This window comes from Arthrobacter sp. CDRTa11 (assembly GCF_026427775.1).
GTDB lineage: Bacteria > Actinomycetota > Actinomycetes > Actinomycetales > Micrococcaceae > Arthrobacter.
The window spans coordinates 3,791,753-3,815,399 of record NZ_CP044532.1 but is presented as its reverse complement, the minus strand read 5'-3'; the positions used below and the strand labels follow the sequence as shown (position 1 = coordinate 3,815,399).

General features: G+C 61.4%; 29 protein-coding genes. 28 read left to right on the top strand and 1 reads right to left on the bottom strand.

Features of this window, described 5'->3' with window-relative positions; translation table 11 throughout:
• Positions 1-451 precede the first annotated feature (451 nt).
• The 6 genes from rpsL to F8G81_RS17235 all read left to right on the top strand — a co-directional run bounded on the left by rpsL (position 452) and on the right by F8G81_RS17235 (position 9,562).
• Positions 452-826, top strand: coding sequence for a 30S ribosomal protein S12 (gene rpsL / locus F8G81_RS17260; RefSeq protein WP_011692814.1), 375 nt, complete (start codon positions 452-454; stop codon positions 824-826).
• Between the two features lies 1 nt (position 827).
• Positions 828-1,298, top strand: a complete 471-nt coding sequence (rpsG, locus tag F8G81_RS17255) for a 30S ribosomal protein S7 (protein ID WP_011692813.1) — start codon at positions 828-830, stop codon at positions 1,296-1,298.
• Between the two features lie 69 nt (positions 1,299-1,367).
• Positions 1,368-3,482 carry an elongation factor G gene (fusA, locus tag F8G81_RS17250; protein ID WP_267275878.1) on the top strand — a complete coding sequence of 705 codons (2,115 nt, stop codon included), beginning with the start codon at positions 1,368-1,370 and terminating at the stop codon, positions 3,480-3,482.
• A gap of 264 nt (positions 3,483-3,746) precedes the next feature.
• Complete coding sequence (gene tuf / locus F8G81_RS17245; protein ID WP_267275877.1) at positions 3,747-4,937, top strand: elongation factor Tu; 1,191 nt, start codon at positions 3,747-3,749, stop codon at positions 4,935-4,937.
• 162 nt (positions 4,938-5,099) lie between these two features.
• On the top strand, positions 5,100-9,407 hold the full coding sequence (locus F8G81_RS17240; RefSeq protein ID WP_267275876.1) for a hypothetical protein: 4,308 nt from the start codon (positions 5,100-5,102) through the stop codon (positions 9,405-9,407).
• Positions 9,408-9,436: 29 nt separating this feature from the next.
• Positions 9,437-9,562 (top strand): hypothetical protein, encoded by a 126-nt coding sequence (locus F8G81_RS17235; protein ID WP_267275875.1) that lies wholly within the window; start codon positions 9,437-9,439, stop codon positions 9,560-9,562.
• A 15-nt stretch (positions 9,563-9,577) separates the two neighbouring features.
• Here F8G81_RS17235 and F8G81_RS17230 read toward each other — a convergent pair whose 3' ends face one another.
• Positions 9,578-11,014 carry a GH1 family beta-glucosidase gene (locus F8G81_RS17230; protein ID WP_267275874.1) on the bottom strand — a complete coding sequence of 479 codons (1,437 nt, stop codon included), beginning with the start codon at positions 11,012-11,014 and terminating at the stop codon, positions 9,578-9,580.
• Positions 11,015-11,457: 443 nt separating this feature from the next.
• Here F8G81_RS17230 and rpsJ point away from each other — a divergent pair, with 443 nt between their 5' ends.
• The 22 genes from rpsJ (at position 11,458) to F8G81_RS17120 (ending at position 23,594) form a co-directional block, all read left to right on the top strand.
• Positions 11,458-11,766, top strand: a complete 309-nt coding sequence (rpsJ, locus tag F8G81_RS17225; protein WP_003803825.1) for a 30S ribosomal protein S10 — start codon at positions 11,458-11,460, stop codon at positions 11,764-11,766.
• Between the two features lie 17 nt (positions 11,767-11,783).
• Complete coding sequence (rplC, locus tag F8G81_RS17220; protein WP_104136690.1) at positions 11,784-12,434, top strand: 50S ribosomal protein L3; 651 nt, start codon at positions 11,784-11,786, stop codon at positions 12,432-12,434.
• Between the two features lie 4 nt (positions 12,435-12,438).
• Positions 12,439-13,062: a 50S ribosomal protein L4 gene (gene rplD, locus F8G81_RS17215; protein WP_108599009.1), complete on the top strand. Its 624-nt coding sequence runs from the start codon at positions 12,439-12,441 to the stop codon at positions 13,060-13,062.
• Positions 13,059-13,364 (top strand): 50S ribosomal protein L23, encoded by a 306-nt coding sequence (rplW, locus tag F8G81_RS17210; protein WP_011692807.1) that lies wholly within the window; start codon positions 13,059-13,061, stop codon positions 13,362-13,364. Before rplD ends, rplW begins: the two co-directional genes overlap by 4 nt.
• Positions 13,365-13,393: 29 nt before the next feature.
• On the top strand, positions 13,394-14,233 hold the full coding sequence (gene rplB / locus F8G81_RS17205; RefSeq protein WP_011692806.1) for a 50S ribosomal protein L2: 840 nt from the start codon (positions 13,394-13,396) through the stop codon (positions 14,231-14,233).
• A 12-nt stretch (positions 14,234-14,245) separates the two neighbouring features.
• Complete coding sequence (gene rpsS / locus F8G81_RS17200; RefSeq protein WP_003803803.1) at positions 14,246-14,527, top strand: 30S ribosomal protein S19; 282 nt, start codon at positions 14,246-14,248, stop codon at positions 14,525-14,527.
• A 37-nt stretch (positions 14,528-14,564) separates the two neighbouring features.
• On the top strand, positions 14,565-14,930 hold the full coding sequence (rplV, locus tag F8G81_RS17195) for a 50S ribosomal protein L22 (protein ID WP_003803798.1): 366 nt from the start codon (positions 14,565-14,567) through the stop codon (positions 14,928-14,930).
• Entirely contained in the window at positions 14,931-15,764 is an 834-nt protein-coding gene (rpsC, locus tag F8G81_RS17190) for a 30S ribosomal protein S3 (RefSeq protein WP_267275873.1), read from the top strand. It begins immediately after the preceding gene.
• A complete protein-coding gene (rplP, locus tag F8G81_RS17185; RefSeq protein WP_013601829.1) occupies positions 15,765-16,181 on the top strand; it encodes a 50S ribosomal protein L16 in 417 nt (138 codons plus the stop codon).
• Between the two features lie 2 nt (positions 16,182-16,183).
• Positions 16,184-16,513, top strand: coding sequence for a 50S ribosomal protein L29 (rpmC, locus tag F8G81_RS17180; protein WP_267275872.1), 330 nt, complete (start codon positions 16,184-16,186; stop codon positions 16,511-16,513).
• On the top strand, positions 16,510-16,815 hold the full coding sequence (rpsQ, locus tag F8G81_RS17175; RefSeq protein WP_104042537.1) for a 30S ribosomal protein S17: 306 nt from the start codon (positions 16,510-16,512) through the stop codon (positions 16,813-16,815). Before rpmC ends, rpsQ begins: the two co-directional genes overlap by 4 nt.
• Before the next feature lie 546 nt (positions 16,816-17,361).
• Positions 17,362-17,730: a 50S ribosomal protein L14 gene (gene rplN / locus F8G81_RS17170; RefSeq protein ID WP_024366126.1), complete on the top strand. Its 369-nt coding sequence runs from the start codon at positions 17,362-17,364 to the stop codon at positions 17,728-17,730.
• 3 nt (positions 17,731-17,733) lie between these two features.
• Positions 17,734-18,093: a 50S ribosomal protein L24 gene (gene rplX, locus F8G81_RS17165; protein ID WP_056626626.1), complete on the top strand. Its 360-nt coding sequence runs from the start codon at positions 17,734-17,736 to the stop codon at positions 18,091-18,093.
• Entirely contained in the window at positions 18,093-18,674 is a 582-nt protein-coding gene (gene rplE / locus F8G81_RS17160; protein ID WP_267275871.1) for a 50S ribosomal protein L5, read from the top strand. The genes rplX and rplE overlap by 1 nt, the downstream gene beginning before the upstream one ends.
• 79 nt (positions 18,675-18,753) lie before the next feature.
• Positions 18,754-19,152, top strand: a complete 399-nt coding sequence (gene rpsH / locus F8G81_RS17155) for a 30S ribosomal protein S8 (protein ID WP_018773673.1) — start codon at positions 18,754-18,756, stop codon at positions 19,150-19,152.
• 18 nt (positions 19,153-19,170) lie between these two features.
• Entirely contained in the window at positions 19,171-19,707 is a 537-nt protein-coding gene (rplF, locus tag F8G81_RS17150; protein ID WP_267275870.1) for a 50S ribosomal protein L6, read from the top strand.
• Positions 19,708-19,709: 2 nt separating this feature from the next.
• A complete protein-coding gene (gene rplR / locus F8G81_RS17145; RefSeq protein ID WP_066293270.1) occupies positions 19,710-20,093 on the top strand; it encodes a 50S ribosomal protein L18 in 384 nt (127 codons plus the stop codon).
• On the top strand, positions 20,090-20,818 hold the full coding sequence (rpsE, locus tag F8G81_RS17140) for a 30S ribosomal protein S5 (RefSeq protein ID WP_267275869.1): 729 nt from the start codon (positions 20,090-20,092) through the stop codon (positions 20,816-20,818). Before rplR ends, rpsE begins: the two co-directional genes overlap by 4 nt.
• Positions 20,819-20,821: 3 nt before the next feature.
• A complete protein-coding gene (rpmD, locus tag F8G81_RS17135; RefSeq protein ID WP_267275868.1) occupies positions 20,822-21,028 on the top strand; it encodes a 50S ribosomal protein L30 in 207 nt (68 codons plus the stop codon).
• Positions 21,029-21,523 (top strand): 50S ribosomal protein L15, encoded by a 495-nt coding sequence (rplO, locus tag F8G81_RS17130; protein WP_190987315.1) that lies wholly within the window; start codon positions 21,029-21,031, stop codon positions 21,521-21,523. It begins immediately after the preceding gene.
• A 185-nt stretch (positions 21,524-21,708) separates the two neighbouring features.
• Positions 21,709-23,019, top strand: a complete 1,311-nt coding sequence (secY, locus tag F8G81_RS17125) for a preprotein translocase subunit SecY (RefSeq protein WP_267275867.1) — start codon at positions 21,709-21,711, stop codon at positions 23,017-23,019.
• Positions 23,020-23,024: 5 nt separating this feature from the next.
• The gene (locus F8G81_RS17120) at positions 23,025-23,594 is read left to right on the top strand and encodes an adenylate kinase (RefSeq protein ID WP_267279269.1); all 570 of its coding nucleotides are present in this window, start codon (positions 23,025-23,027) and stop codon (positions 23,592-23,594) included.
• Positions 23,595-23,647: the final 53 nt, after the last annotated feature.

Below are 23,647 nucleotides of genomic sequence, written 5' to 3'. Positions count from 1 at the left end.
TGAAAGGCCCCGCCTCCCCACGCTCGAGTAAGAGCCGGGAGGCGGGGCCTTCCGCTTACCCCAAGTGACTCGCAGTTGATGTCCTCATTCGCCCGTTTCACGACGTCAACTGCCAGTTACTTGGGGAGTGGGACGCCGATTAAGGCATGGAGAGGGTCCATGCTAGACTTGTTACCAATTGTTATTGTGGCAGTGGATGAGTGCGCCGGTTGCAGCTGAAAGGCTGAACCAGAGCGACGTTTCCGGTTTGCAGGGTTCTTGTGCAACGTATGCCACATTTTTGCATGCCTAGGGAACTTTGAGACGCGAGTCCGGTCGCCCTGGGGATGGATCCGACTATTAAGGCTTCGCCTCAGCTGCTCTGGAGAATTCTTCAAAGCCAGGGCGGCGGGGCAACGCAACAGGAGAGTGGCCGGAAGCGGTCACTCCGGATAAAACGGAGAACACGAGAGTGCCTACGATTAACCAGCTGGTCCGCAAGGGCCGCACGCCTAAGGTCAAGAAGACCAAGGCTCCCGCGCTTAACGGCAGCCCGATGCGCCGCGGTGTCTGCACCCGCGTTTACACCACCACCCCGAAGAAGCCGAACTCGGCTCTCCGTAAGGTGGCCCGTGTGCGCCTCAACGGTGGCGTTGAAGTCACCGCTTACATCCCCGGTGTAGGCCACAACCTGCAGGAGCACTCCATTGTGCTCGTTCGCGGTGGCCGCGTGAAGGACCTTCCGGGTGTCCGCTACAAGATCGTCCGTGGCGCCCTTGATACCCAGGGTGTAAAGAACCGTAAGCAGGCCCGCAGCCGCTACGGCGCAAAGATGGAGAAGAAGTAATATGCCTCGCAAGGGTCCGGCCCCCAAGCGGCCGCTCGTACTAGATCCCGTTTACGGCTCCCCGCTGGTCACCCAGCTCATCAACAAGGTGCTGGTTGACGGCAAGAAGTCCACCGCCGAGCGTATCGTTTACGGTGCACTCGAAGGCGCCCGCGCCAAGTCCGGCGGCGATCCCGTTGCAGCCCTCAAGAAGGCCATGGAGAACGTCAAGCCTTCCCTCGAGGTCCGCTCCCGCCGTGTCGGTGGCGCAACCTACCAGGTTCCGGTTGAGGTCAAGCCGGGCCGCTCCACCGCCCTCGCACTGCGCTGGCTCGTTGGCTACTCCAAGGCCCGCCGCGAGAAGACCATGACCGAGCGCCTCCAGAACGAAATCCTGGATGCCTCCAACGGTCTCGGAGCCGCTGTGAAGCGTCGCGAAGATACCCACAAGATGGCCGAGTCCAACAAGGCCTTCGCACACTACCGCTGGTAATACTTCCCGGACGCCGCCGGCTCAGACGAGCCGGCGGCGAACGTGCAGTCCATCCGAAAGGGAGACACCGTGGCACAGGACGTGCTTACCGACCTTAGTAAGGTCCGCAACATCGGCATCATGGCCCACATTGATGCCGGCAAGACCACCACCACCGAGCGCATTCTGTTCTACACAGGTGTGAACCACAAGATTGGCGAAACGCACGACGGCGCTTCGACCACCGACTGGATGGAACAGGAAAAGGAACGCGGCATCACCATCACGTCTGCCGCCGTGACCTGCTTCTGGGAAAACAACCAGATCAACATCATCGACACCCCCGGCCACGTTGACTTCACCGTTGAGGTTGAGCGCTCCCTGCGCGTCCTCGACGGCGCTGTCGCTGTTTTCGATGGCAAGGAAGGCGTTGAGCCGCAGTCCGAGACCGTTTGGCGTCAGGCTGACAAGTACAACGTCCCCCGCATCTGCTTCGTCAACAAGATGGACAAGCTGGGTGCTGATTTCTACTTCACCGTAGACACCATCATCAGCCGCCTGGGCGCCAAGCCGCTCGTTATGCAGCTGCCCATCGGTGCGGAGAACGACTTTATCGGCGTCGTCGACCTGCTCTACATGCGTGCGCTCGTATGGCCTGGCGACTCCAAGGGTGACGTCACCATGGGTGCCAAGTACGAAATCCAGGAGATCCCGGCGGACCTTCGCGAGAAGGCCGAGGAGTACCGCGCAACACTCGTTGAGACTGTTGCCGAGGCTACCGAGGACCTCATGGAGAAGTACCTTGAGGGCGAAGAGCTGAGCATCGATGAGCTCAAGGCTGGCATCCGCAAGATGACCATCAACTCCGAGCTCTACCCGGTCTTCTGTGGCTCTGCCTTCAAGAACCGCGGCGTTCAGCCGATGCTGGATGCGGTTATTGACTACCTGCCGAACCCGCTCGACGTCCCGCCGATGATCGGTCACGATCCCCGCGACGAAGAGAAGGAACTGACGCGCAAGCCGTCTTCCGACGAGCCGTTCTCGGCTCTCGCGTTCAAGATCGCTGCACACCCGTTCTTCGGCCAGCTCACCTTCATCCGCGTGTACTCCGGTCACATTGAAGCGGGCGCCCAGGTGGTCAACTCCACCAAGGGCAAGAAGGAGCGCATCGGCAAGCTGTTCCAGATGCACGCCAACAAGGAAATGCCCGTTGAGGGCGCTACCGCCGGCCACATCTACGCAGCGATCGGGCTCAAGGACACCACCACGGGTGACACCCTGTGCGATTCCTCCAACCAGATCGTCCTCGAGTCCATGAGCTTCCCGGAGCCCGTGATCTTCGTTGCCATCGAACCGAACACCAAGGGTGACCAGGAGAAGCTCTCCACGGCCATCCAGAAGCTCTCCGCCGAGGACCCGACCTTCCAGGTCTCCCTCGACGAAGACACCGGACAGACCATCATCGCCGGCATGGGCGAGCTCCACCTGGACATCCTGGTGGACCGCATGCGCCGCGAATTCAAGGTCGAGGCAAACGTCGGCAAGCCGCAGGTGGCTTACCGCGAAACCATCAAGCGCACTGTAGAGCGTCACGACTACACGCACAAGAAGCAGACCGGTGGTTCCGGCCAGTTCGCAAAGATCCAGATCGCTATTGCTCCCCTGGACACCGCGGACGGCGAGCTCTACGAGTTCGAAAACAAGGTCACCGGTGGCCGTATTCCGCGCGAATACATCCCGTCCGTTGACGCTGGTATCCAGGATGCATTGAACGACGGCGTCCTGGCCGGCTACCCGGTTGTTGGCATCAAGGCCACGCTGATTGACGGCGCGTACCACGATGTTGACTCCTCGGAAATGGCATTCAAGATCGCCGGGCGTATGGCTTTCAAGGAAGCCGCACGCAAGGCGAACCCTGTCCTGCTCGAACCGCTGATGGATGTCGAGGTCCGCACCCCTGAGGAATACATGGGTGAAGTTATCGGTGACCTCAACTCCCGCCGTGGCCAGATGCAGTCCATGGAAGATGCACAGGGTGTCAAGGTCATCCGTGCGCACGTCCCGCTGTCCGGCATGTTCGGCTACATCGGTGACCTGCGCTCCAAGACCCAGGGCCGTGCTGTTTTCTCCATGACCTTCAGCAGCTACGCCGAGGTCCCGAAGGCAGTTGCCGACGAGATCATCCAGAAGAACCGTGGCGAATAGTCCTTAGGACTTTTGCTGCGAACAAACTCGGGTGCGCTTCCGACTGATGGAAGCACGCCTGGTGCAGATGGCCGGATCCCGGTTGGATGCAGTCCGGTCAAGCCGGGCTCCGGCCGTCTGCACGAACAGGCTCTAGGGGCTAGTATTAGTTCCTGAATCTGCAATTTCACCAATCCAAAGCCCCCCAAGTAGACTTGCCAGAGTTTCTGCCGCGACAAGCGCGGCCGAAGGGTAAGTCTTTTGAAAACGTTCTAGGAGGAACCTGTGGCAAAGGCAAAGTTCGAGCGGACTAAGCCGCACGTTAACATCGGCACCATTGGTCACGTTGACCACGGTAAGACGACGTTGACGGCCGCCATTTCCAAGGTGCTGTACGACAAGTACCCGACTCTCAACGAGCAGCGCGACTTCGCGTCTATTGACTCTGCTCCCGAAGAGCGTCAGCGCGGCATTACCATCAACATCTCCCACGTTGAGTACCAGACCGAAAAGCGCCACTACGCACACGTAGACGCTCCGGGTCACGCTGACTACATCAAGAACATGATCACCGGTGCTGCACAGATGGACGGTGCAATCCTCGTGGTTGCCGCCACTGACGGCCCGATGGCTCAGACCCGCGAGCACGTTCTGCTCGCCCGCCAGGTTGGTGTTCCCTACCTGCTGGTTGCTCTGAACAAGTCGGACATGGTTGACGACGAAGAGCTCCTGGACCTCGTTGAAATGGAAGTTCGTGAGCTGCTCAGCGCACAGGGCTTCGATGGCGACGACGCTCCGGTTGTTCGCGTTTCCGGCCTGAAGGCACTCGAAGGCGACCCCGTTTGGGTCAAGTCCGTTGAGGACCTGATGGAAGCTGTCGACAACTCGGTTCCGGACCCCGTTCGTGACCGCGACAAGCCCTTCCTGATGCCGATCGAAGATGTCTTCACCATCACCGGCCGTGGCACCGTTGTAACGGGCCGCGCCGAGCGTGGAACCCTCGCCATCAACTCCGAGGTCGAGATCGTCGGCATCCGCCCGGTCCAGAAGACTACGGTTACCGGTATCGAGATGTTCCACAAGCAGCTCGACGAAGCATGGGCCGGCGAGAACTGTGGCCTCCTGCTCCGCGGTCTCAAGCGTGATGACGTAGAGCGTGGCCAGGTTGTCGTCAAGCCGGGTTCCATTACCCCGCACACCGACTTCGAGGCTAACGTCTACATCCTCTCCAAGGACGAAGGCGGACGTCACAACCCGTTCTACTCCAACTACCGCCCGCAGTTCTACTTCCGCACCACGGACGTAACCGGCGTTATCACCCTGCCGGAAGGCACGGAAATGGTTATGCCTGGCGACAACACTGAGATGACCGTTGCGCTCATCCAGCCCATCGCCATGGAAGAGGGCCTCGGCTTCGCTATCCGCGAAGGCGGCCGCACGGTTGGTTCAGGACGCGTTACCAAGATCATCAAGTAGTCACTTGCTGATCTGCGTTTAGATCTCCGTCAGGTTTGCCGTGTAACGGCTGACCTGAGGTAAGGAACAGCCCCGCTGCTGGTGCAGCGGGGCTGTTCTTTGCTACAATTAATCCACTCATTGGATTAATTGCGCTTAGCGCCTGCACCGGGAAAGAGACCCATGAGGGACGAATCGTACGAGGCAGGCTACCGCGCCGGGCACCTCCAAGGCTGGGTGGATGCCATGGCCTCCAAGGTCCCCGCCCGCCCGCCGGTATTCCACCCGCCCACTGCTGCCCAAGCCACTGCCCAACCAATTGCCCAACCAACTGCCCAACCCGTTGCGTCGCCCGCGGCAGTCCCATGGCCATCCCCAGGACAGCGTGCAGTGAGGCAGGAGACCATTCGTCCCGCCGTCGCGGCACAGCCTTTGCCCTTCCAACCTCAGGCAGGTACGGCTGGCACATTGCCAGGACCGGCTTTCGCGCCGCCTCCGGTAGAGACGCCCGCCGAGCGTCAGGCGCGGCGGGAAAGGCGGGACCGCCAGAACATCAATATCACCCTGTATGTGGCCAGCCTCCTCCTGGTGGCTGCCGCTGCGCTTTTCATCGGAACCAACCTTCCGCCCATGTTCCGTTTCCTGGGCGTTTGCACGGTCACGGCCATGTTCTACGTGGCAGGCTTCGTTTTGCATGCGCGGGTGGCGCGGCTCAAACCTGCATCCGTAGCCTTTGCAGGTACGGGCTTGGCTCTGATTCCTGTGACAGGGCTGGCGCTGTATAACTTCGTCCTGCAACAGGGGCCCACCGCCTGGCTTATCACCTCCCTGATCGGGACCGCGGCGTACGTGGTGGCGGCAGTCAGACTTGAGAGCCGGGTACTGGTCTACCTTTCCCTCACCTTTGTCGGCTCCTTGGCCTGGTCCGGCGTCAGTGTCCTCGGCGGTGCACTGGCCTGGTACTTCGGGGCCATGGTTGCAGTGGCAGTGCTGCTGACCGTTCTGGCGCTGGCACGCCCAGGCTGGCTTCCACCGGTATACGTCAGGCCCTTGGCGGTTCTCCATCCGCTTGTGGTACCCGCGGTGGCCCTGGCTGTGAACTGCGTTCCCCTGCTCTTGGGGACTGCGGGGTATGCCAACCTCATGGCCCTCTGCGGCGTGTACTTCGCCCTTATGGCTGCGGTGCCCGGCCGGCTGCGGTTGCCAAATGTCTATGCCGCGAGAATCTCCCTGACCCTCGCCGCTGCCGTTGGAGTCTGGCATCTGACCGGGCGTGGCTCTGATGCCTTGCTGACTGCCGCCGGTCTGCTTGCCGTCCAGGCAATGGCTGTAGCGCTCGCCCAGGCGCAGCTCGGGGCCTGGTTTCCGGCACGGTCTCACGCGGCGGACCAGGCAACGAATCAGGCAGCGGTTCAGGCAGGGGAGAACGAAGTAGCCGGCGAGGCAACGCGGAAAGACGGCCGCTGGTCCCTGGACGCTTTGCTGACTTTCGGAGGTCAGCTGCTGGTGACCATGGCACTTACCGTCCATGGCATAACTTCGGGACTTCTTGGTTATGGCGGTACAGCAGCGGGCGGCTCCATTCCCCTGTGGGTACCGATGCTGCTGGCGCTTGGCACCAGCATGGTGCTGGCATGGCGGCTGGCCGGGCGGGCTGAGGCGGCTCCGGTTGCCGCCCTGGTCACCGCCGGCTTGGCCGGCTTCGTTCTCGGCGCGTGGCCCCTGGCCGCAATGCTTGTCCTCGCTTCGGCCTTCTGGGCGGTTCGGGCTATCCCTGCTGTAGGCAGGCTGCGCGGGACAATGGTGCTCGCCGCCCGTGCTGCGTTAACCCTGGCCGTACCCTTAGCCGTTGCGGGCTTGACGCCAGATGGGCCTGCACGGTCCGCGGCGGTGCTTTTCGGGCTGCTGGTTGCGCTGGTGTGCCAGCAGTTGCTCACGGCCATCCTGCAGAGCGCGGGAATGCGGACTCTGGCACCGGAAGCGAGCTTTGGTGCCCTCGCTGCCGCGGGGGCGCTGGCCTTGGGCTGCCTTGCCTTGGCTGATTCAGTACCGGACACCGGCCTGGCAGGATCCGGGATCATCCTCCAGTTGCTTGCTGCCCTGGCCATCGGCTGGCTGCTGATACCCCGGCCTGTCTCCGAGCCTGACTGGAAACCCACGGTTTGGGAGGCCGTGCCGTTGGCGGTATCCGCCGTGGCCGTGAGTCTCGGATTCCTGGCCGTCTCCCAAGGGTCCGGAAATGCTGCGCTGGTGCTGGTGAGCGGCTACTTGTTTGCCACGGCCCTCCGGCTGCGGCTGCGTCAGCACCGCTGGGCCTACCTGTGGCTGGGGCGAGGGGCAGCAACGGTCCTTGCTCTCACCGCCTTTGATCAGCTGCAGCAAGCGGGAATAGTAGTGACCGTTGCCGGGGAAGTGATTCGCCCTGGGTCCGTGGTGATTGCGGTGCTGGCCCTGCAGCTGGCGATGCCCCTTATTGCGGTTGCCCGGCGGCGTGCCCCGCGATGGATCCTTGCAGATGCCGGTGCCGTCCTGTTCGTGCAGGTGCTGGCCTGTGGAATCTTGGCGCTGCAGGATCCCGCTGGCGTGCAGGCTGTTTCGGGGGCAATCCTGGTGGCACTCTGCGCCGCTGGCTCGGCGTACGTTCTGAGGGCCGAAGCCGGGGCCGTCTGGATCGCCCCCGTTGCCTTCGGCTCGCTGCTGGCCGTTACCGGAGGGGAGCTGCAGCAGGTGGAACTCCTGCTGTTCATTTTCGCTGTCTTTAGCACAGTGATGGTGGTGGCAGAACCCCGGCGGGCATACAGAGGGTGGTACTTCGTGGCGGCCAGAGTGCTGACGGCAGGCCTGGCGGTGCTGCTGAGTTACGACCTCACGGCTTCCCTCACCGCCGTTTCCCTGACCTTCGCGCTGGTCCTTGCCGCCCAGCACGTGGTCCGCTGGTTCATGAGGAAGCGGCTGGCCGAGGTTCCGTTCCAGCAGGCTGCAGTGTGGATTACGTTGGCAGGACAGGCCCTGCTGCCGCTGGCTTACGTCATCCAGGCTGGTCCTGCCCGGGCATTGACCCAGGACGACGGCGGCCGCTGGCTCGTTCTCCTGGAGCTGTCGCTGCTTCTTGTCTCAGCACTTGGTGCACGAGTCCTTTTCGTTGCCCGCGGTTCGCTGTACTTCGGCGTTTATGCTGCGCTGTTCGGCGTTCTCTCGCTGGGCCCGCTGTTCAGCTTTGGTGGAAGGCTGCCTGCGTCACCGGTACTGGACCACACAGGGACTGCGGTGGTCCTGCTTGTGGTGGCGCTGCTGGCAACTGGTGCCGGCGTGGCAAGCCGCCGGCAAAACGTTAAGCTTCGCGGTGCGGAACACTGGTTGTGGCTTTGCACCGCTGGATCGTTCACACTTTCCGGGCTTGCCGTGTCTACTGTGGCAGCAGACTGGCTGCCTGGCATCGCCCTGCTGGTTCTTGCGGCCGTGTGCTTTACTGCGTCGCACCTGGAAGGGTATCCGGTCTTCTATCCACCCGCCGCGGCAGCTGGACTCGGCGGTGCCGTCCTTCTGGCCACGGCAGCCTTCCAGGGAACCTCCGGAGTATGGGGCGCGTTCGTCCCCTGGCTGGCGGGGGCCGGAACAGCTGCTGCAGCCTCGTACCTGGTAAGGCTCTACCGGAATGAGCAATTACGGGAAGACCCCGTGCGCCGTTGGTCCTTGACAGGGACAGCCTTACTGGGTCTGTGCCTCATCGCCGCGGCCGGCTTACCCGTGGACGCCACATCCTGGGCCAGCGCAGCGGTGCTGGCTGCCGCCGTCGGCATCTGCTATTACGAAGCGCCATCAAGGGCGCGGAGGCTAACTGCGGAGGTGGGTGCGCTGGTGGTGACGGCGGCCCTGCAGCGCGCGGCGATTTTTGGGTTGGACGTGCAATCCGGTGACAACTACCGGGTCTCCGCGGGCATGCCCAACGCGTTCTGGGCGACCCAGTGGTACGTGCTGTTGGCGTCAGGCCTGGGCGCCCTCCGCTACGGCACGGGCCAACGGACCGCCGGGCGAATGCTGGTGGCCGCGGGTGCAGGACTTCTCTCGCTGAGCGGGCTTGGCGTGATTTTCGGCGGCACCAGCGGTCAACAGCTGTGGGCCCTGGTCCTTCTGGCCGTGCTCCTGATGGTGGGACTTGGGCTGGGGGAGCGGCTGTTCGTCTGGTGGGGTGCTGCAGGAGTGGCTGTGTGTATCCTGTGGGCCATGCGCCACTACACCTTCGCGCTCCTGGCGCTTATCGCCGTCGGGCTGATCGCCTTTGCGGTGTGGCGGCTGAACCGGGGGACCGTCGCCGGTCCTGCCGAAGCCGTACCGAGTAGCTCCGATATAGCTGGAGTCAGGCCTGAGCAGATGGCGCCGGACCAGACCGGGCCGCGGCCATCAGCGCCCATGCAGCCTGAACCTCAACAGCCTGAACCTCAACAGTCCCCGCCCCGACTGCCGGACGGCGGACCGTTCAGCCGGCCCTGATAGTGTTGGCTGACCGAGAGGAGCTCATCATGGGATGGCTTATTTTTCTGATTGTGGCAGTGGCAGTGGTGGCCGGTGTGTTCTGGGCCAAGAAGCATTTCCGCAACGAGATTGACCGCGCCAAGCGTATTAACCGGGCGAACAAAAACCAATAGCGGGAGCCGCCGGGCTCAGTCAGCCACGGACCTCCGGGCCAGGCAGAGCGCCTGGTACCAGTAGAACGATTCCTTGGGGGTGCGCTCCAGGCTGTCGAAATCCATGTGTACCAGGCCGAAGCGCTGCGAATATCCTGCGGCCCACTCAAAATTGTCCATCAGCGTCCAGACGTAATAGCCGCGCAGGTCCACATCCGCGGCAATTCCACCGGGAGCCGTCGCTTCCAAGGCGTTGCGTATGTGGTGGGCAAGATAATCGATCCTCTGCTGATCCTGGACAGGCCCTGTGACATGCTCGGGTTCGGGGAAGCTGGCGCCACTTTCCGTGATGTAGATGGGCGGCAGGGCATCCCGGTAGCGGTCCTTGAGCTCACGCAGCAGGATCCCCAGATGTTCCGGAGCCACGGGCCAACCGAACCCCGTTGTTTCGTACTCGTCGAACGGCACCTGGTGGGCGGGTATCCGGACCATCGCTTCCGCCGGCACGGTGAGGTCCTCGCCGGTGCCCTGCCCTGCCGCTACTTTCACGGGCTGGTAGTAGTTCACGCCGTAGAAGTCCACGGGCTGATGGATGGTGCGCAGATCGTCGTCGGAAATCTTGCCGAACGAACGCATCCATGGCTTGGCAAACAACAGGGAGCGGGGGTATCGGCCCAGCAGGATGGGGTCAGCATAGATCCTGTTCAGCATAAGGTCGAACACCTTTGCTGCCACCCTGTCGGCGATGTTCGGGGAGGCCGGGCGGACGGGGGAGTGCAGGTTGGTCACGCCGATGCCGCCGCGGACCCCTTCCGACCGGAGCGCCTGCACAGCAAGACCGTGTGCCAAGAGCTGGTGGTGGACGGCGGGGAAGGCGTCGAACAGCAGGTAGCGTCCCGGGGCGTGCACGCCCAGGGCGTAGCCGTTGAGCACCACGGAGGCAGGCTCATTCAGGGTGACCCATTGGTCTATGCGGTCGCCAAAACGCCGGCCGGCTGCAGCCGCATATTCCGCAAACCTCTCCGCTGTGGCACGGTTCATCCACCCGCCACGGTGCTCCAGGAGCAGGGGGGTGTCCCAGTGGTACAGCGTGGCCATGGGGGAGATGCCGGCTTCGAGGAGCTGATCGATGAGGCGGTCGTAAAAGTCCAGGCCCTGTTCATTGAAAGCACCATGGCCGTCAGGCTGGATCCGTGGCCACGAGATGGAGAAGCGGTAGGAATCAATGCCCAGCTGGCGCATCAGGGCCACGTCTTCGTGCGAGCGGTTGTAATGGTCGCAGGCCACGGCAGGTGAATGTCCGTCGACAATGACGCCTGGTTTCTGGACGAAGGCGTCCCAGCCTGAAGGGCCGCGTCCGTCCGCGGCCAGCGCCCCCTCAATCTGGAAGGCCGCAGCGGCAACGCCAAGGGTGAAGGAGGGCGGGATCCGCCCTGCCAGTTCGCGGATGGAAACAGCATCTTCCACTGTCATGCCCCTATCATCCATTCGGACGTTGCTGAAGGCAATGATTCGGCTGGGCGACGGCGGCGCAGGCAGTCTTCCGGCCCTGCCGCGGTTGCAGCCCCTGCCAAACCCGTTGATTGGCTTCTCTGGATAATATCCGGCATACTAGATGAGTTGTTCAAGCGCTTCTTCGCGTCCCGATCCGGATAATGCCGGGTGTCAGGGTCCAAGTGGAAGACCAAACATAACCCACTCCCCATGGAACTGCGGATTTGTAAGCGTGCCAAACGCGACACGCCCGACCGCGGGGGTCGGTTACGCCGGCAAGGTGAGGAACCCGGATTCTTCCGGATTCAGTTTGTGCGGCGGATGGTGGTTACAACCTCAATTGCTTCGGCAGCCATACAACGGGTAAGTGAACAGGGCAGCCCCAACCAGGGGAAGCACAGACTGAAAGAGAGTCAGGCGACATGGCGGGACAAAAAATCCGCATCCGGCTGAAGTCATACGACCACGAGGTCATTGACGTTTCAGCACGGAAGATCGTTGAGACGGTCACGCGCGCAGGCGCAACGGTAGTCGGCCCCGTGCCGCTGCCGACGGAGAAGAACGTTTACTGCGTAATCCGCTCTCCGCACAAGTACAAGGACAGCCGCGAGCACTTCGAAATGCGCACGCACAAGCGTCTTATCGACATCATCGATCCCACGCCCAAGGCTGTTGACTCGCTTATGCGTCTCGACCTGCCGGCCGACGTGAACATCGAAATCAAGCTGTAGGGAGGTGCTGAGAGACTATGACCGCAACCCGTAATGTAAAGGGCCTGCTGGGCACGAAGCTCGGCATGACCCAGGTCTGGGACGAGAACAACAAGCTCATCCCCGTCACTGTGGTCCAGGCAGATTCGAACGTCATCACCCAGCTGCGCAACGCAGACACTGATGGCTACGTCGCCGTTCAGATCGGCTACGGCCAGATCGATCCCCGCAAGGTCACCAAGCCGCTGGCTGGTCACTTTGAAAAGGCAGGCGTCACTCCTCGCCGCCACGTCGTCGAACTGCGCACTGCAGATGCTGACTCTTACGAGCTGGGCCAGGAGCTTTCTGTTGAGCTCTTCGAAGCCGGCCAGAAGATCGACGTTATTGGCACCACCAAGGGTAAGGGCTTCGCCGGCGTTATGAAGCGTCACGGCTTCCACGGAGTTGGAGCTTCCCACGGTGCCCACAAGAACCACCGTAAGCCCGGTTCAATCGGTGGCGCATCCACCCCGAGCCGCGTCTTCAAGGGCATGAAAATGGCCGGCCGCATGGGCGCCGTTCGTCACACCACGCTGAACCTCACGGTCCACGCGGTTGACGTTGAGAAGTCGCTGCTCCTGATCAAGGGTGCCGTTCCCGGCGCCCGCGGCCAGGTCGTACTCGTACGCACCGCCGTGAAGGGAGCCTAGTTAAATGACTAGCACTGTCAAGGTTGACCTGCCTGCAGAGATCTTCGACGTTCAGACCAACGTGCCGCTGCTGCACCAGGTCGTCGTTGCCCAGCTCGCTGCTGCCCGCCAGGGAACCCACAAAACCAAGACCCGCGCCGAAGTTTCCGGTGCAGGCCGCAAGCCGTTCAAGCAGAAGGGCACCGGCCGCGCCCGTCAGGGTTCAATCCGTGCTCCTCACATGACCGGTGGTGGCGTTGTTCACGGACCCACACCGCGTGACTACAGCCAGCGCACCCCCAAGAAGATGATTGCTGCTGCACTGCGCGGCGCACTGTCTGACCGGGCACGCAACGGCCGGATCCACGTTGTTGCCGAACTGGTGGAGGGCACCAAGCCGTCCGTCAAGAACGCACTGGCAACGCTGCGCGGAGTTTCCGAGCGCAAGAACCTGCTGGTTGTCATCGAGCGCGCCAACGACGTTGCTGCACTGTCCGTGCGCAACCTCGCCGGTGTTCACGTTCTGTACGCAGACCAGCTGAACACCTACGACGTTCTCGTCTCTGACGACGTTGTCTTCACCAAGGCTGCCTACGAAGCATTCGTTGCTGACAAGGCAGTGGCAAAGAACGAGGAGGATGCCAAGTGAGTGCAGCCACCATCAAAGACCCGCGCGACGTCGTGCTTGCACCCGTCGTATCGGAAAAGAGCTACGGCCTGATCGATGAGGGAAAGTACACCTTCCTGGTGGACCCCCGCTCGAACAAGACCGAGATCAAGCTGGCCGTGGAGAAGATTTTCTCCGTCAAGGTCGAATCGATCAACACCATCAACCGTGCCGGTAAGCGCAAGCGCACCAAATTCGGATGGGGTACCCGCAAGAACACCAAGCGTGCAATTGTGACCCTCAAAGAAGGCACTATCGACATCTTCGGCGGTCCGCTCGCGTAGCGGAGACCACTTTAACGAGGAAATAAATTATGGGAATCCGTAAATACAAGCCGACTACCCCGGGCCGTCGTGGCTCGAGCGTAGCGGACTTCACCGAAATCACGCGGTCGACGCCGGAAAAGTCGTTGGTACGTCCGCTGCCCAAAAAGGGTGGCCGTAACAACACCGGTAAGATCACAACCCGTCACAAGGGTGGTGGACACAAGCGCCAGTACCGTCTGATCGACTTCCGTCGCCACGACAAGGACGGCGTTGACGCCCGCGTTGCCGAAATCGAGTACGATCCGAACCGCACGGCTCGCATCGCCCTCCTGCACTACGTTGATGGCACCAAGCGTTACATCATCGCCCCGAACAAGCTGTCCCAGGGTGACTTCGTAGAGGCAGGTGCCAACGCTGACATCAAGCCTGGCAACAACCTGCCCCTGCGCAACATCCCGGTAGGTACCGTTATCCACGCAGTTGAACTGCGTCCGGGTGGCGGCGCCAAGATGGGCCGCTCCGCCGGCGCATCGATCCAGCTCGTAGCCAAGGAAGGCCGCTTCGCCCAGCTGCGTCTGCCTTCCGGCGAAATCCGCAACGTTGACGTGCGCTGCCGCGCTACTGTCGGCGAGGTCGGCAACGCCGAGCAGTCGAACATCAACTGGGGTAAGGCCGGCCGCATGCGCTGGAAGGGCGTTCGCCCGACCGTCCGTGGTGTCGCGATGAACCCGGTTGACCACCCGCACGGTGGTGGCGAGGGTAAGACGTCCGGTGGACGTCACCCCGTCAACCCGAACGGTAAGCGGGAAGGCCGCACCCGGCGTCCCAACAAAGAGAGCGACAAGCTTATTGTTCGTCGCCGTCGTACTGGCAAGAACAAGCGATAGGAGCCTGGACACATGCCACGCAGCCTGAAAAAAGGTCCTTTCGTTGACCAGCACCTCTTTGTGAAGGTAGCCAGGGAAAACGAAAAGGGCACCAAGAACGTCATCAAGACCTGGTCCCGCCGTTCGATGATCATCCCCGACATGCTCGGGCACACGATCGCCGTACACGACGGACGCAAGCACATCCCGGTGTTTGTCACCGAGTCGATGGTCGGGCACAAGCTCGGCGAATTCGCTCCCACGCGGACATTCCGCGGCCATGTCAAGGACGACCGTAAGGGCAAGCGCCGCTAGGCGCCTGCACTTACGTCAAGACGAGAGAAGGAAAGCAATGGAAGCCAAGGCAATTGCGCGTCACATCCGCGTAACGCCTATGAAGGCCCGGCGCGTCGTCAACCTTGTTCGTGGTAAGCAAGCGAATGAGGCTCTGGCAATTCTGAAGTTTGCCCCACAGGCAGCTTCGGAGCCGGTATTCAAGGTAGTTCAGTCGGCAATCTCCAACGCCCGGGTCCTCGCGGACCGCGACGGCGTGGCGTTTGACGAAGGTGACCTCATCATCAGCGAAGCGTTTGTTGATGAAGGCCCGACCATGAAGCGGTTCCAGCCGCGTGCCCAGGGTCGTGCATTTCAGATCAAGAAGCGCACCAGCCACATCACCGTGGTAGTCGCTACCCCGGAGAAAGAGGAGGCTCGCTAAGTGGGACAGAAAGTAAACCCGCACGGGTTCCGACTCGGCATCACCACCGATCACGTATCGCACTGGTTCGCTGACAGCACCAAGGCCGGACAGCGGTACAAGGACTTCGTTCGCGAAGACATCCGTATCCGCCAGCTCATGTCTGTTGGCATGGAGCGCGCCGGTATCGCCAAGGTTGAGATCGAGCGCACCCGTGACCGTGTCCGCGTGGATATCCACACGGCACGTCCCGGTATCGTTATCGGCCGCCGTGGCGCAGAAGCAGACCGCATCCGCGGCGAGCTCGAAAAGCTCACTGGCAAGCAGGTCCAGCTGAACATCCTCGAGGTCAAGAACCCCGAGATGGAAGCACAGCTTGTTGCCCAGGGTGTTGCCGAGCAGCTGACTTCCCGCGTGGCTTTCCGCCGTGCGATGAAGAAGGCCATGCAGTCCGCGCAGCGTGCAGGTGCCAAGGGCATCCGTATCGCCTGCTCCGGTCGACTGGGCGGCGCCGAAATGTCCCGCTCGGAGTTCTACCGCGAAGGCCGTGTGCCCCTGCACACCCTCCGCGCGAACATCGACTACGGCTTCTACGAAGCCAAGACCACCTTCGGCCGCATTGGCGTGAAGGTCTGGATCTACAAGGGTGACATCACCGCCAAGGAACTGGCTCAGCAGGCAGCTGCTGCTCCGTCCCGTGGCCGCGGTGCCAGCGACCGTCCGGGACGTCCCGGTGGCGCTGACCGTGGTGACCGCCGCCGTCGTACCGACCGTCCGGCCGCCGAAGCAGCTCCTGCTGCAGAGGCTCCGGCAGTTGAGGCTGCACCCGTTGCAGTAGAAGGAGGACAGGCTTAAATGCTTATCCCACGTCGAGTCAAGCACCGTAAGCAGCACCACCCGGGTCGTTCCGGCGCTGCTACGGGCGGCACCAAGGTCTCCTTCGGTGAGTACGGCATCCAGGCCCTGAGCCCGGCATACGTCACCAACCGTCAGATCGAGTCTGCACGTATCGCGATGACCCGCCACATCAAGCGTGGCGGTAAGGTCTGGATCAACATCTACCCGGACCGTCCCCTGACGAAGAAGCCTGCCGAAACCCGCATGGGTTCCGGTAAGGGTTCGCCGGAATGGTGGGTCGCCAACGTCAAGCCGGGCCGGGTTCTCTTTGAGATCTCCGGCGTCGAAGAATCGGTAGCTCGCGAGGCACTGCGCCTGGCAATTCACAAGCTCCCGTTGAAGGCACGCATTTTGCGTCGCGAAGGTGGTGAATAGAAATGGCAGTAGGATCCAAGGAACTTGCATCCGCACAGCTGGACACGTTCGACAACGAGCGCCTCGTTGAAGAACTCCGTAAGGCTAAGGAAGAGCTGTTCAACCTGCGTTTCCAGTCCGCCACCGGTCAGCTGGAGAACCACGGTCGTCTGCGCGCGGTAAAGAAGGACATCGCACGCATCTACACCGTTCTCCGTGAGCGCGAGCTGGGCATTCGTGCCGAGGTTGCCGCACCGGTTGTGGAAGCCAAGGAAGAAAAGAAGTCCAAGAAGTCAGCAACCAAGAAGGCCGAGACGGCTGAAACGGTTGAGACCGAGGAGGACGCCAAGTGAGTGAAAAGGACGAGAACGTGACGGAAACTGCTACCGCAGCCACGGCTGAGCAGCGCGGTTACCGCAAGACGCGTCGCGGCTACGTTGTCTCTGACAAGATGGAAAAGACCATCGTTGTTCAGGTTGAAGACCGCGTGAAGCACGCTCTTTACGGCAAGGTCATCCGCCGTACCTCCAAGGTCAAGGCACACGACGAAGAGAACACCGCCGGCATCGGCGACCTCGTTGTCATCGCCGAGACCCGCCCGCTGTCCGCCACGAAGAACTGGCGGCTCGTGGAGATCCTCGAGAAGGCCAAGTAACAGCCCTGCTGTTATGACTGCTTAGAAACCCCCGTTCCCTTATGGGAGCGGGGGTTTCCTCATTCCTGGACGGCGCGCGTCACGGGCGGCACCCGTGGTGCGACACCCCGCGGTCCCGACGTGCCGCCGTCGTCCTTTGCGACGCTCTCTCACTTAACGCATTGTTTGGAAGGACGCTCTCTCACTTTCCCCAAGAAAGTAAGAGAGCGTCGGTGAAAAACGCGCATTAGGTGAGAGAGCGTCGCAGGGGGAGTGGCTGCTCTGTGATATGGGGGCTGGCCCGAACTGTGCTAGGATATTGAGTTTGTATGGCGCCTTTCGCGCGCCGTCATCAACCTCGTAAACAATCGTGCCACGGCATAGTGCCCCCTCGTGCTCCAGGTCAGCCTGGATCCGCTTGGGAAGCAAATGTTTTTGGCATGGGCGTTTAGGCCTGGTCTGGCAAAATCCAGGCAGGTCAAGAGACACCCCGATCAACCGTTCCGCAAGGCTCATTCCGTAGGAAGATTTTCGGTCTGAGAACCCGCGCGACGCAAGGAGTAAATAGTGATTCAGCAGGAGTCGCGACTCAAGGTCGCCGACAACACGGGTGCTAAGGAAATCCTTACCATTCGCGTTCTCGGTGGATCTGGCCGTCGCTACGCAGGCATTGGCGACGTTATCGTCGCTACCGTCAAGGACGCAATTCCGGGCGGCAACGTAAAGAAGGGCGATGTTGTCAAGGCAGTCATCGTCCGTACCAAGAAGGAACGCCGCCGTGCGGATGGTTCCTACATCAAGTTTGACGAGAACGCAGCTGTGATCCTGAAGGCTGACGGTGACCCCCGCGGTACCCGCATCTTCGGACCGGTTGGTCGTGAACTCCGTGACAAGAAGTTCATGAAGATCGTTTCTCTGGCTCCGGAGGTGCTCTAGTCCATGGCTAAGATCAAAAAGGGTGACCTGGTTCAGGTCATCACTGGCGCCAAGGCTGAGCGCGGCGGCGACCGTGGCAAGCAGGGCAAGGTTCTGCGCGTATTCCCGGAAACCAACCGCGTGTTGGTTGAAGGCATTAACCGCGTAACCAAGCACACCAAGGTCGGTCAGTCGCAGCGCGGCACCAAGACCGGTGGCATCGAGGTCGTCGAAGCTTCGATCCACATCTCCAACGTGGCTCTGGTTGACCCGTCCACCAAGAAGCCCACCCGCGTTGGTTTCCGCACCGAGACCGTGGAGCGCAATGGCGTGAAGCGTGAAGTGCGTGTACGCGTGGCCAAGAGCTCCGGGAAGGACATCTAATGACTGAGACTCTCGAGACTCCGGCAACGAAGATCATTCCTCGTCTGAAGACCAAGTACGCCGATTCCATCAAGAGCACGCTCATTGAGGAATTCAAGTACGAGAACGTCAACCAGGTTCCCCGCCTGGTGAAGGTCGTTGTGAACATGGGTGTTGGAGATGCCGCCAAGGACTCCAAGCTGATCGACGGCGCTGTCCGCGATCTGACCCTGATCACCGGCCAGAAGCCGCAGGTAACCAAGGCCCGCAAGTCGATCGCACAGTTCAAGCTGCGCGAAGGCATGCCCATCGGTGCGCACGCAACTCTGCGTGGCGACCGCATGTGGGAATTCCTGGACCGTCTGGTCACGCTGGCCCTGCCCCGTATCCGCGACTTCCGCGGCCTCAGTGGCAAGCAGTTCGATGGCAACGGCAACTACACCTTCGGTCTGACCGAGCAGGTTATGTTCCACGAAATCGACCAGGATTCCATCGACCGCACCCGCGGCATGGACATCACTGTGGTTACCACTGCCAAGACCGATGACGAAGGCCGCGCGCTGCTGAAGGCGCTTGGTTTCCCGTTCAAGGCCGAAGACTAATCTAACTACGTAAAAGGTCCTTCGCTGAGGCTTTGTGCCGCAGCGAGGAAACCGTTATGAGGAAGGGCAAGAGCCCACAATGACAATGACAGATCCTGTCGCAGACATGCTTACGCGTCTGCGCAATGCAAACTCGGCATACCACGATTCCGTGACTATGCCGTACAGCAAGCTCAAGGCACGCGTTGCCGACATCCTGAAGGCTGAAGGTTACATCGCCTCCTGGAAAGAAGAAGACGCTGAGGTTGGCAAGAAGCTGACCCTCGAGCTCAAGTTCGGCCCGAACCGTGAGCGTTCCATCGCTGGCGTTCGTCGTATTTCCAAGCCGGGACTGCGCGTTTACGCAAAGTCCACCAACCTGCCGCACGTGCTCGGTGGCCTGGGTGTCGCAATCCTGTCCACCTCTTCCGGCCTCTTGACTGACAAGCAGGCCGGCAAGAAGGGCGTGGGCGGCGAAGTCCTCGCTTACGTCTGGTAACGGGAAAGGAAGAGAATAATGTCACGTATTGGACGTCTCCCCATCACCGTTCCTGCCGGCGTTGAGGTCAAGGTTGACGGCTCTGTCGTCAGCGTCAAGGGTGCCAAAGGCGAGCTGAACCACACTGTGGCCAGCCCGATCGAGGTTTCCCTGGAAGCAGAGACCCTGACTGTCGCCCGCCCGAACGACGAGCGCGCCTCCCGTTCACTCCACGGCCTGACCCGCACCCTGATCTCCAACATGATCGAGGGCGTCACCAAGGGCTACGAGAAGAAGCTTGAAATCGTTGGTACTGGTTACCGCGTTCAGGCCAAGGGATCTGACCTTGAGTTCGCTCTCGGCTACAGCCACCCGGTGAATGTTTCGGCACCGGACGGCATCACCTTTGCAGTTGAGACCCCGACCAAGCTCTCTGTTTCAGGTATCAACAAGCAGCAGGTCGGCGAGGTTGCTGCCAACATTCGCAAGCTTCGGAAGCCGGACCCCTATAAGGGCAAGGGCATCCGCTATGCAGGCGAAGTCATCCGCCGCAAGGTCGGAAAGGCTGGTAAGTAACCATGGCCATCTCAATCAATAAGAAGCGTACGAACAAGAGCAAGTCTGCTTCACGCAGCCGCCGCCAGCTTCGTATCCGCAAGCGCATCTCCGGAACGGCTGTACGTCCTCGTCTGGTCGTCAACCGCTCCGCACGCCACGTATTCGTCCAGGTTGTCGATGACACCAAGGGCCTGACCGTAGCGAGCGCGTCCACACTGGAAGCCGACCTTCGTGCATTCGACGGTGACAAGACTGCCAAGGCCAAGCGCGTTGGCGAGCTCGTTGCCGAGCGTGCGAAGGCTGCCGGCGTCGAAGCTGTTGTCTTCGACCGCGGTGGTAACAAGTACCACGGCCGGATCGCCGCCGTCGCTGACGGTGCACGTGAAGGTGGGCTGTCACTGTGACGGAAGCAAACAAGGAAAAGGACACTGTGTCTGCAGATCAGAAGGCGACTGAAGCCGTAGCTGCTCCGGCCACTGAGACCACTGCCCCCGCTGCTGCCGATGACCGCCGTGGTGGCGCTCGTCGTGGCGAGCGTGGCGACCGTGGCCAGGGCCGCGGCGACCGTGGTGGCCGTGGTGGCCGCGATGGCGGCCGCGAGGCCGAGAAGAGCCAGTTCATCGAGCGCGTTGTCACCATTAACCGCGTTTCCAAGGTGGTCAAGGGTGGTCGTCGCTTCAGCTTCACCGCCCTGGTCGTCGTTGGTGACGGCAACGGTATGGTCGGCGTGGGCTATGGCAAGGCCAAGGAAGTTCCCGCCGCAATCGCGAAGGGCGTTGAAGAGGCTAAGAAGTCCTTCTTCCGCGTTCCCCGCATTGGCAACACCATCCCGCACCGCGTTCAGGGTGAGGCTGCTGCCGGCGTCGTAATGCTGCGTCCGGCTTCCGCCGGTACCGGTGTTATCGCCGGTGGTCCGGTCCGTGCAGTACTGGAGTGCGTGGGCATCCACGACATCCTCTCCAAGTCGCTCGGTTCCTCCAACGCCATCAACATCGTGCACGCGACCGTTGATGCGCTGAAGCGCCTCGAAGAGCCGGCAGCTGTGGCAGCACGCCGCGGCCTGCCGCTGGACGAAGTTGCTCCGCCGGCTATGGTCAAGGCCCTCCTGAACCAGAAGGTGGGTGTCTAAGTTATGGCTAAGAACCTGATTCCCTCCGACGCTCAGTTGGAGATCACTCAGATCAAGTCCGTCATTGGCGGCAAGCAGAACCAGCGCGACACCCTTCGGTCCCTCGGCCTGAAGCGGATCGGACACACCGTTGTCCGCACCGCCGACGCCGTGACCGTTGGAATGCTCAACACGGTTCCGCACCTGGTAAAGGTAGAGGAGGCGAAGTAAATGGCAGAGAAAAACACTGCTGAGAAGGCACAGAGCGCTACTGCTGAGAAGCAGAACGCTCTGAAGGTCCACCACCTGCGTCCCGCCCCGGGTGCCAAGACCGCCAAGACCCGTGTTGGTCGTGGTGAAGGTTCCAAGGGTAAGACCGCTGGTCGCGGTACCAAGGGTACGAAGGCCCGCTACCAGATCAAGGCTGGCTTTGCCGGCGGCCAGCTGCCGCTGCACATGCGCCTGCCGAAGCTGCGCGGCTTCAAGAACCCGTTCCGGGTTGAGTTCCAGGTTGTTAACCTGGACAAGCTCAACGAGCTGTTCCCGGAAGGTGGCGCTGTCACCGTGGAGAACCTGGTCGAAAAGGGTGCCGTTCGCAAGAACCAGCCCGTCAAGGTGCTGGGCACCGGCGACATCACCGTGAAGGTTGACGTCACCGCCCACGCATTCTCGGCCAGCGCTGCTGAAAAGATTGCTGCAGCAGGCGGAAGCACCACCGCGCTCTAGGGCCGGTGGGGCGAACGCCCGTTGTTGGACTCCCGGGATTCGGGGCCGCATGGCCTCGGATACCGGGAGTCTTTCGCTTTACCGGCTTTCCGGATTATCCGTGAACAGCCTCCACCCGTTAGACTCGGTTGTTGGGTTTATTCACCCTGCTCCCATGACTTCATTTAAACCACTCAGGAGGACGCGTGCTTAGCGCATTTGGCCGGGCCTTTCGCACGCCTGATCTGCGACGCAAGTTGCTGTTCACGCTGGGAATCATCACAATCTTCCGCTTGGGTGCCTTCATCCCCTCGCCTGGGGTGAACTACCAGAATGTCCAGCAATGCCTTGACGCCGGTCAGACCGCAGGCGGGCTCTACCAGCTCGTCAACCTGTTCAGCGGCGGTGCATTGCTCCAGGTGTCTATTTTCGCCCTGGGCATCATGCCGTACATCACCGCCAGCATCATTGTGCAGCTGCTCCGGGTGGTCATTCCCCGTTTCCAGCAGCTCTATGAAGAAGGTGCTTCCGGGCAGTCAAAGCTGACCCAGTACACCCGCTACCTGACCATTGCGCTGGGCCTCCTGAACGCGACTACCCTTGTTTCCCTGGCGCGCTCAGGCCAGCTGCTGCCGGGCTGCAATTTCCCGATCATCCCTGATGACAGCGTGATCACCACCATCCTCATCATCATCACCCTGACGGCCGGCACCGGCCTCATCATGTGGATGGGCGAGCTGGTCACCGAAAAGGGTGTGGGCAACGGCATGTCGCTGCTGATCTTCACCTCCATCGCAGCAACATTCCCCACCTCCCTCGGCGCCATCTGGTCCTCCCAGGGCCCGGGCACCTTCTTTATGGTCCTGGCCATCGGCCTGGTGACCGTTGGCCTGGTGGTCTTTGTGGAGCAGTCCCAGCGCCGCGTCCCGGTCCAGTACGCCAAGCGGATGATCGGGCGACGCACCGTGGGCGGCACCAGCACCTACATCCCCATCAAGGTGAACATGGCCGGCGTGATCCCCGTGATCTTTGCTTCGTCCATGCTCTACCTGCCAGGTCTGATCTCACAGTTCAACCAGCCCAAACCCGGCGAGCAGCTGCAGCCCTGGGTTGAGTGGATCAACAACAACCTGACCCGTGGCGACCACCCGATCTACATGGCGCTCTACTTCGCCATGATTGTATTTTTCACCTACTTCTATGTCGCGATCACCTTCAACCCTGAAGAGGTCTCGGACAACATGAAGAAGTACGGCGGCTTCATTCCCGGTATCCGTGCGGGCAAGCCGACGGCGGACTACCTCCAGTACGTGCTCTCCCGGATCACTTTGCCCGGCGCCCTGTACCTGGGCTTCGTGGCACTGATTCCGCTGGTGGCACTCGTACTGATCAACGCCAACCAGAACTTCCCGTTCGGTGGTACCTCCATCCTGATCATGGTGGGCGTTGGCCTTGAAACCGTCAAACAGATAGACGCGCAACTACAGCAACGTCACTACGAAGGGCTTTTGCGATGACGAGAATGTTAATTATTGGACCACCCGGCTCCGGAAAAGGGACACAGGCGGAACGCATATCGGAGCGCCTCGGCGTTGTGGCGATCTCCACCGGTGACATCTTCCGCGCCAACGTCAAGGGTGAGACCCCGCTTGGCATCGAAGCCAAGAAGTACATGGACAACGGGGACTTCGTTCCGGACAGCGTGACCAACAAGATGGTCCGGGACCGCCTCAGCGAGGCAGACGTCGAAACCGGATTCCTGCTCGACGGTTACCCGCGCACCACGGCACAGGTGGACTACCTCGACGAGATTCTCGCCAAAGGCGAAGAGAAGCTCGACGTCGTTCTGCAGCTGACCGCCGACGATGAGGAACTGGTCACCCGTCTCCTGGGCCGTGCCAAGGAAACCGGCCGGAGCGACGACAATGAAGCCGTCATCCGCCACCGCCTTGACCTGTACCACGAGCAGACTGAGGCAGTTGTTGCCAAATACGCGGAGCGCGGCATCCTGACCCAGGTTGACGGCATCGGTGCCATCGACGAAGTGACGGACCGTGTAATGCAGGCCATCAAGGCCGCACAGGCAGCCTGATACCTTCTGGTTTGTGTCAGCGGCGGAGTCCCCGACGGGGTCTGACGCCACCG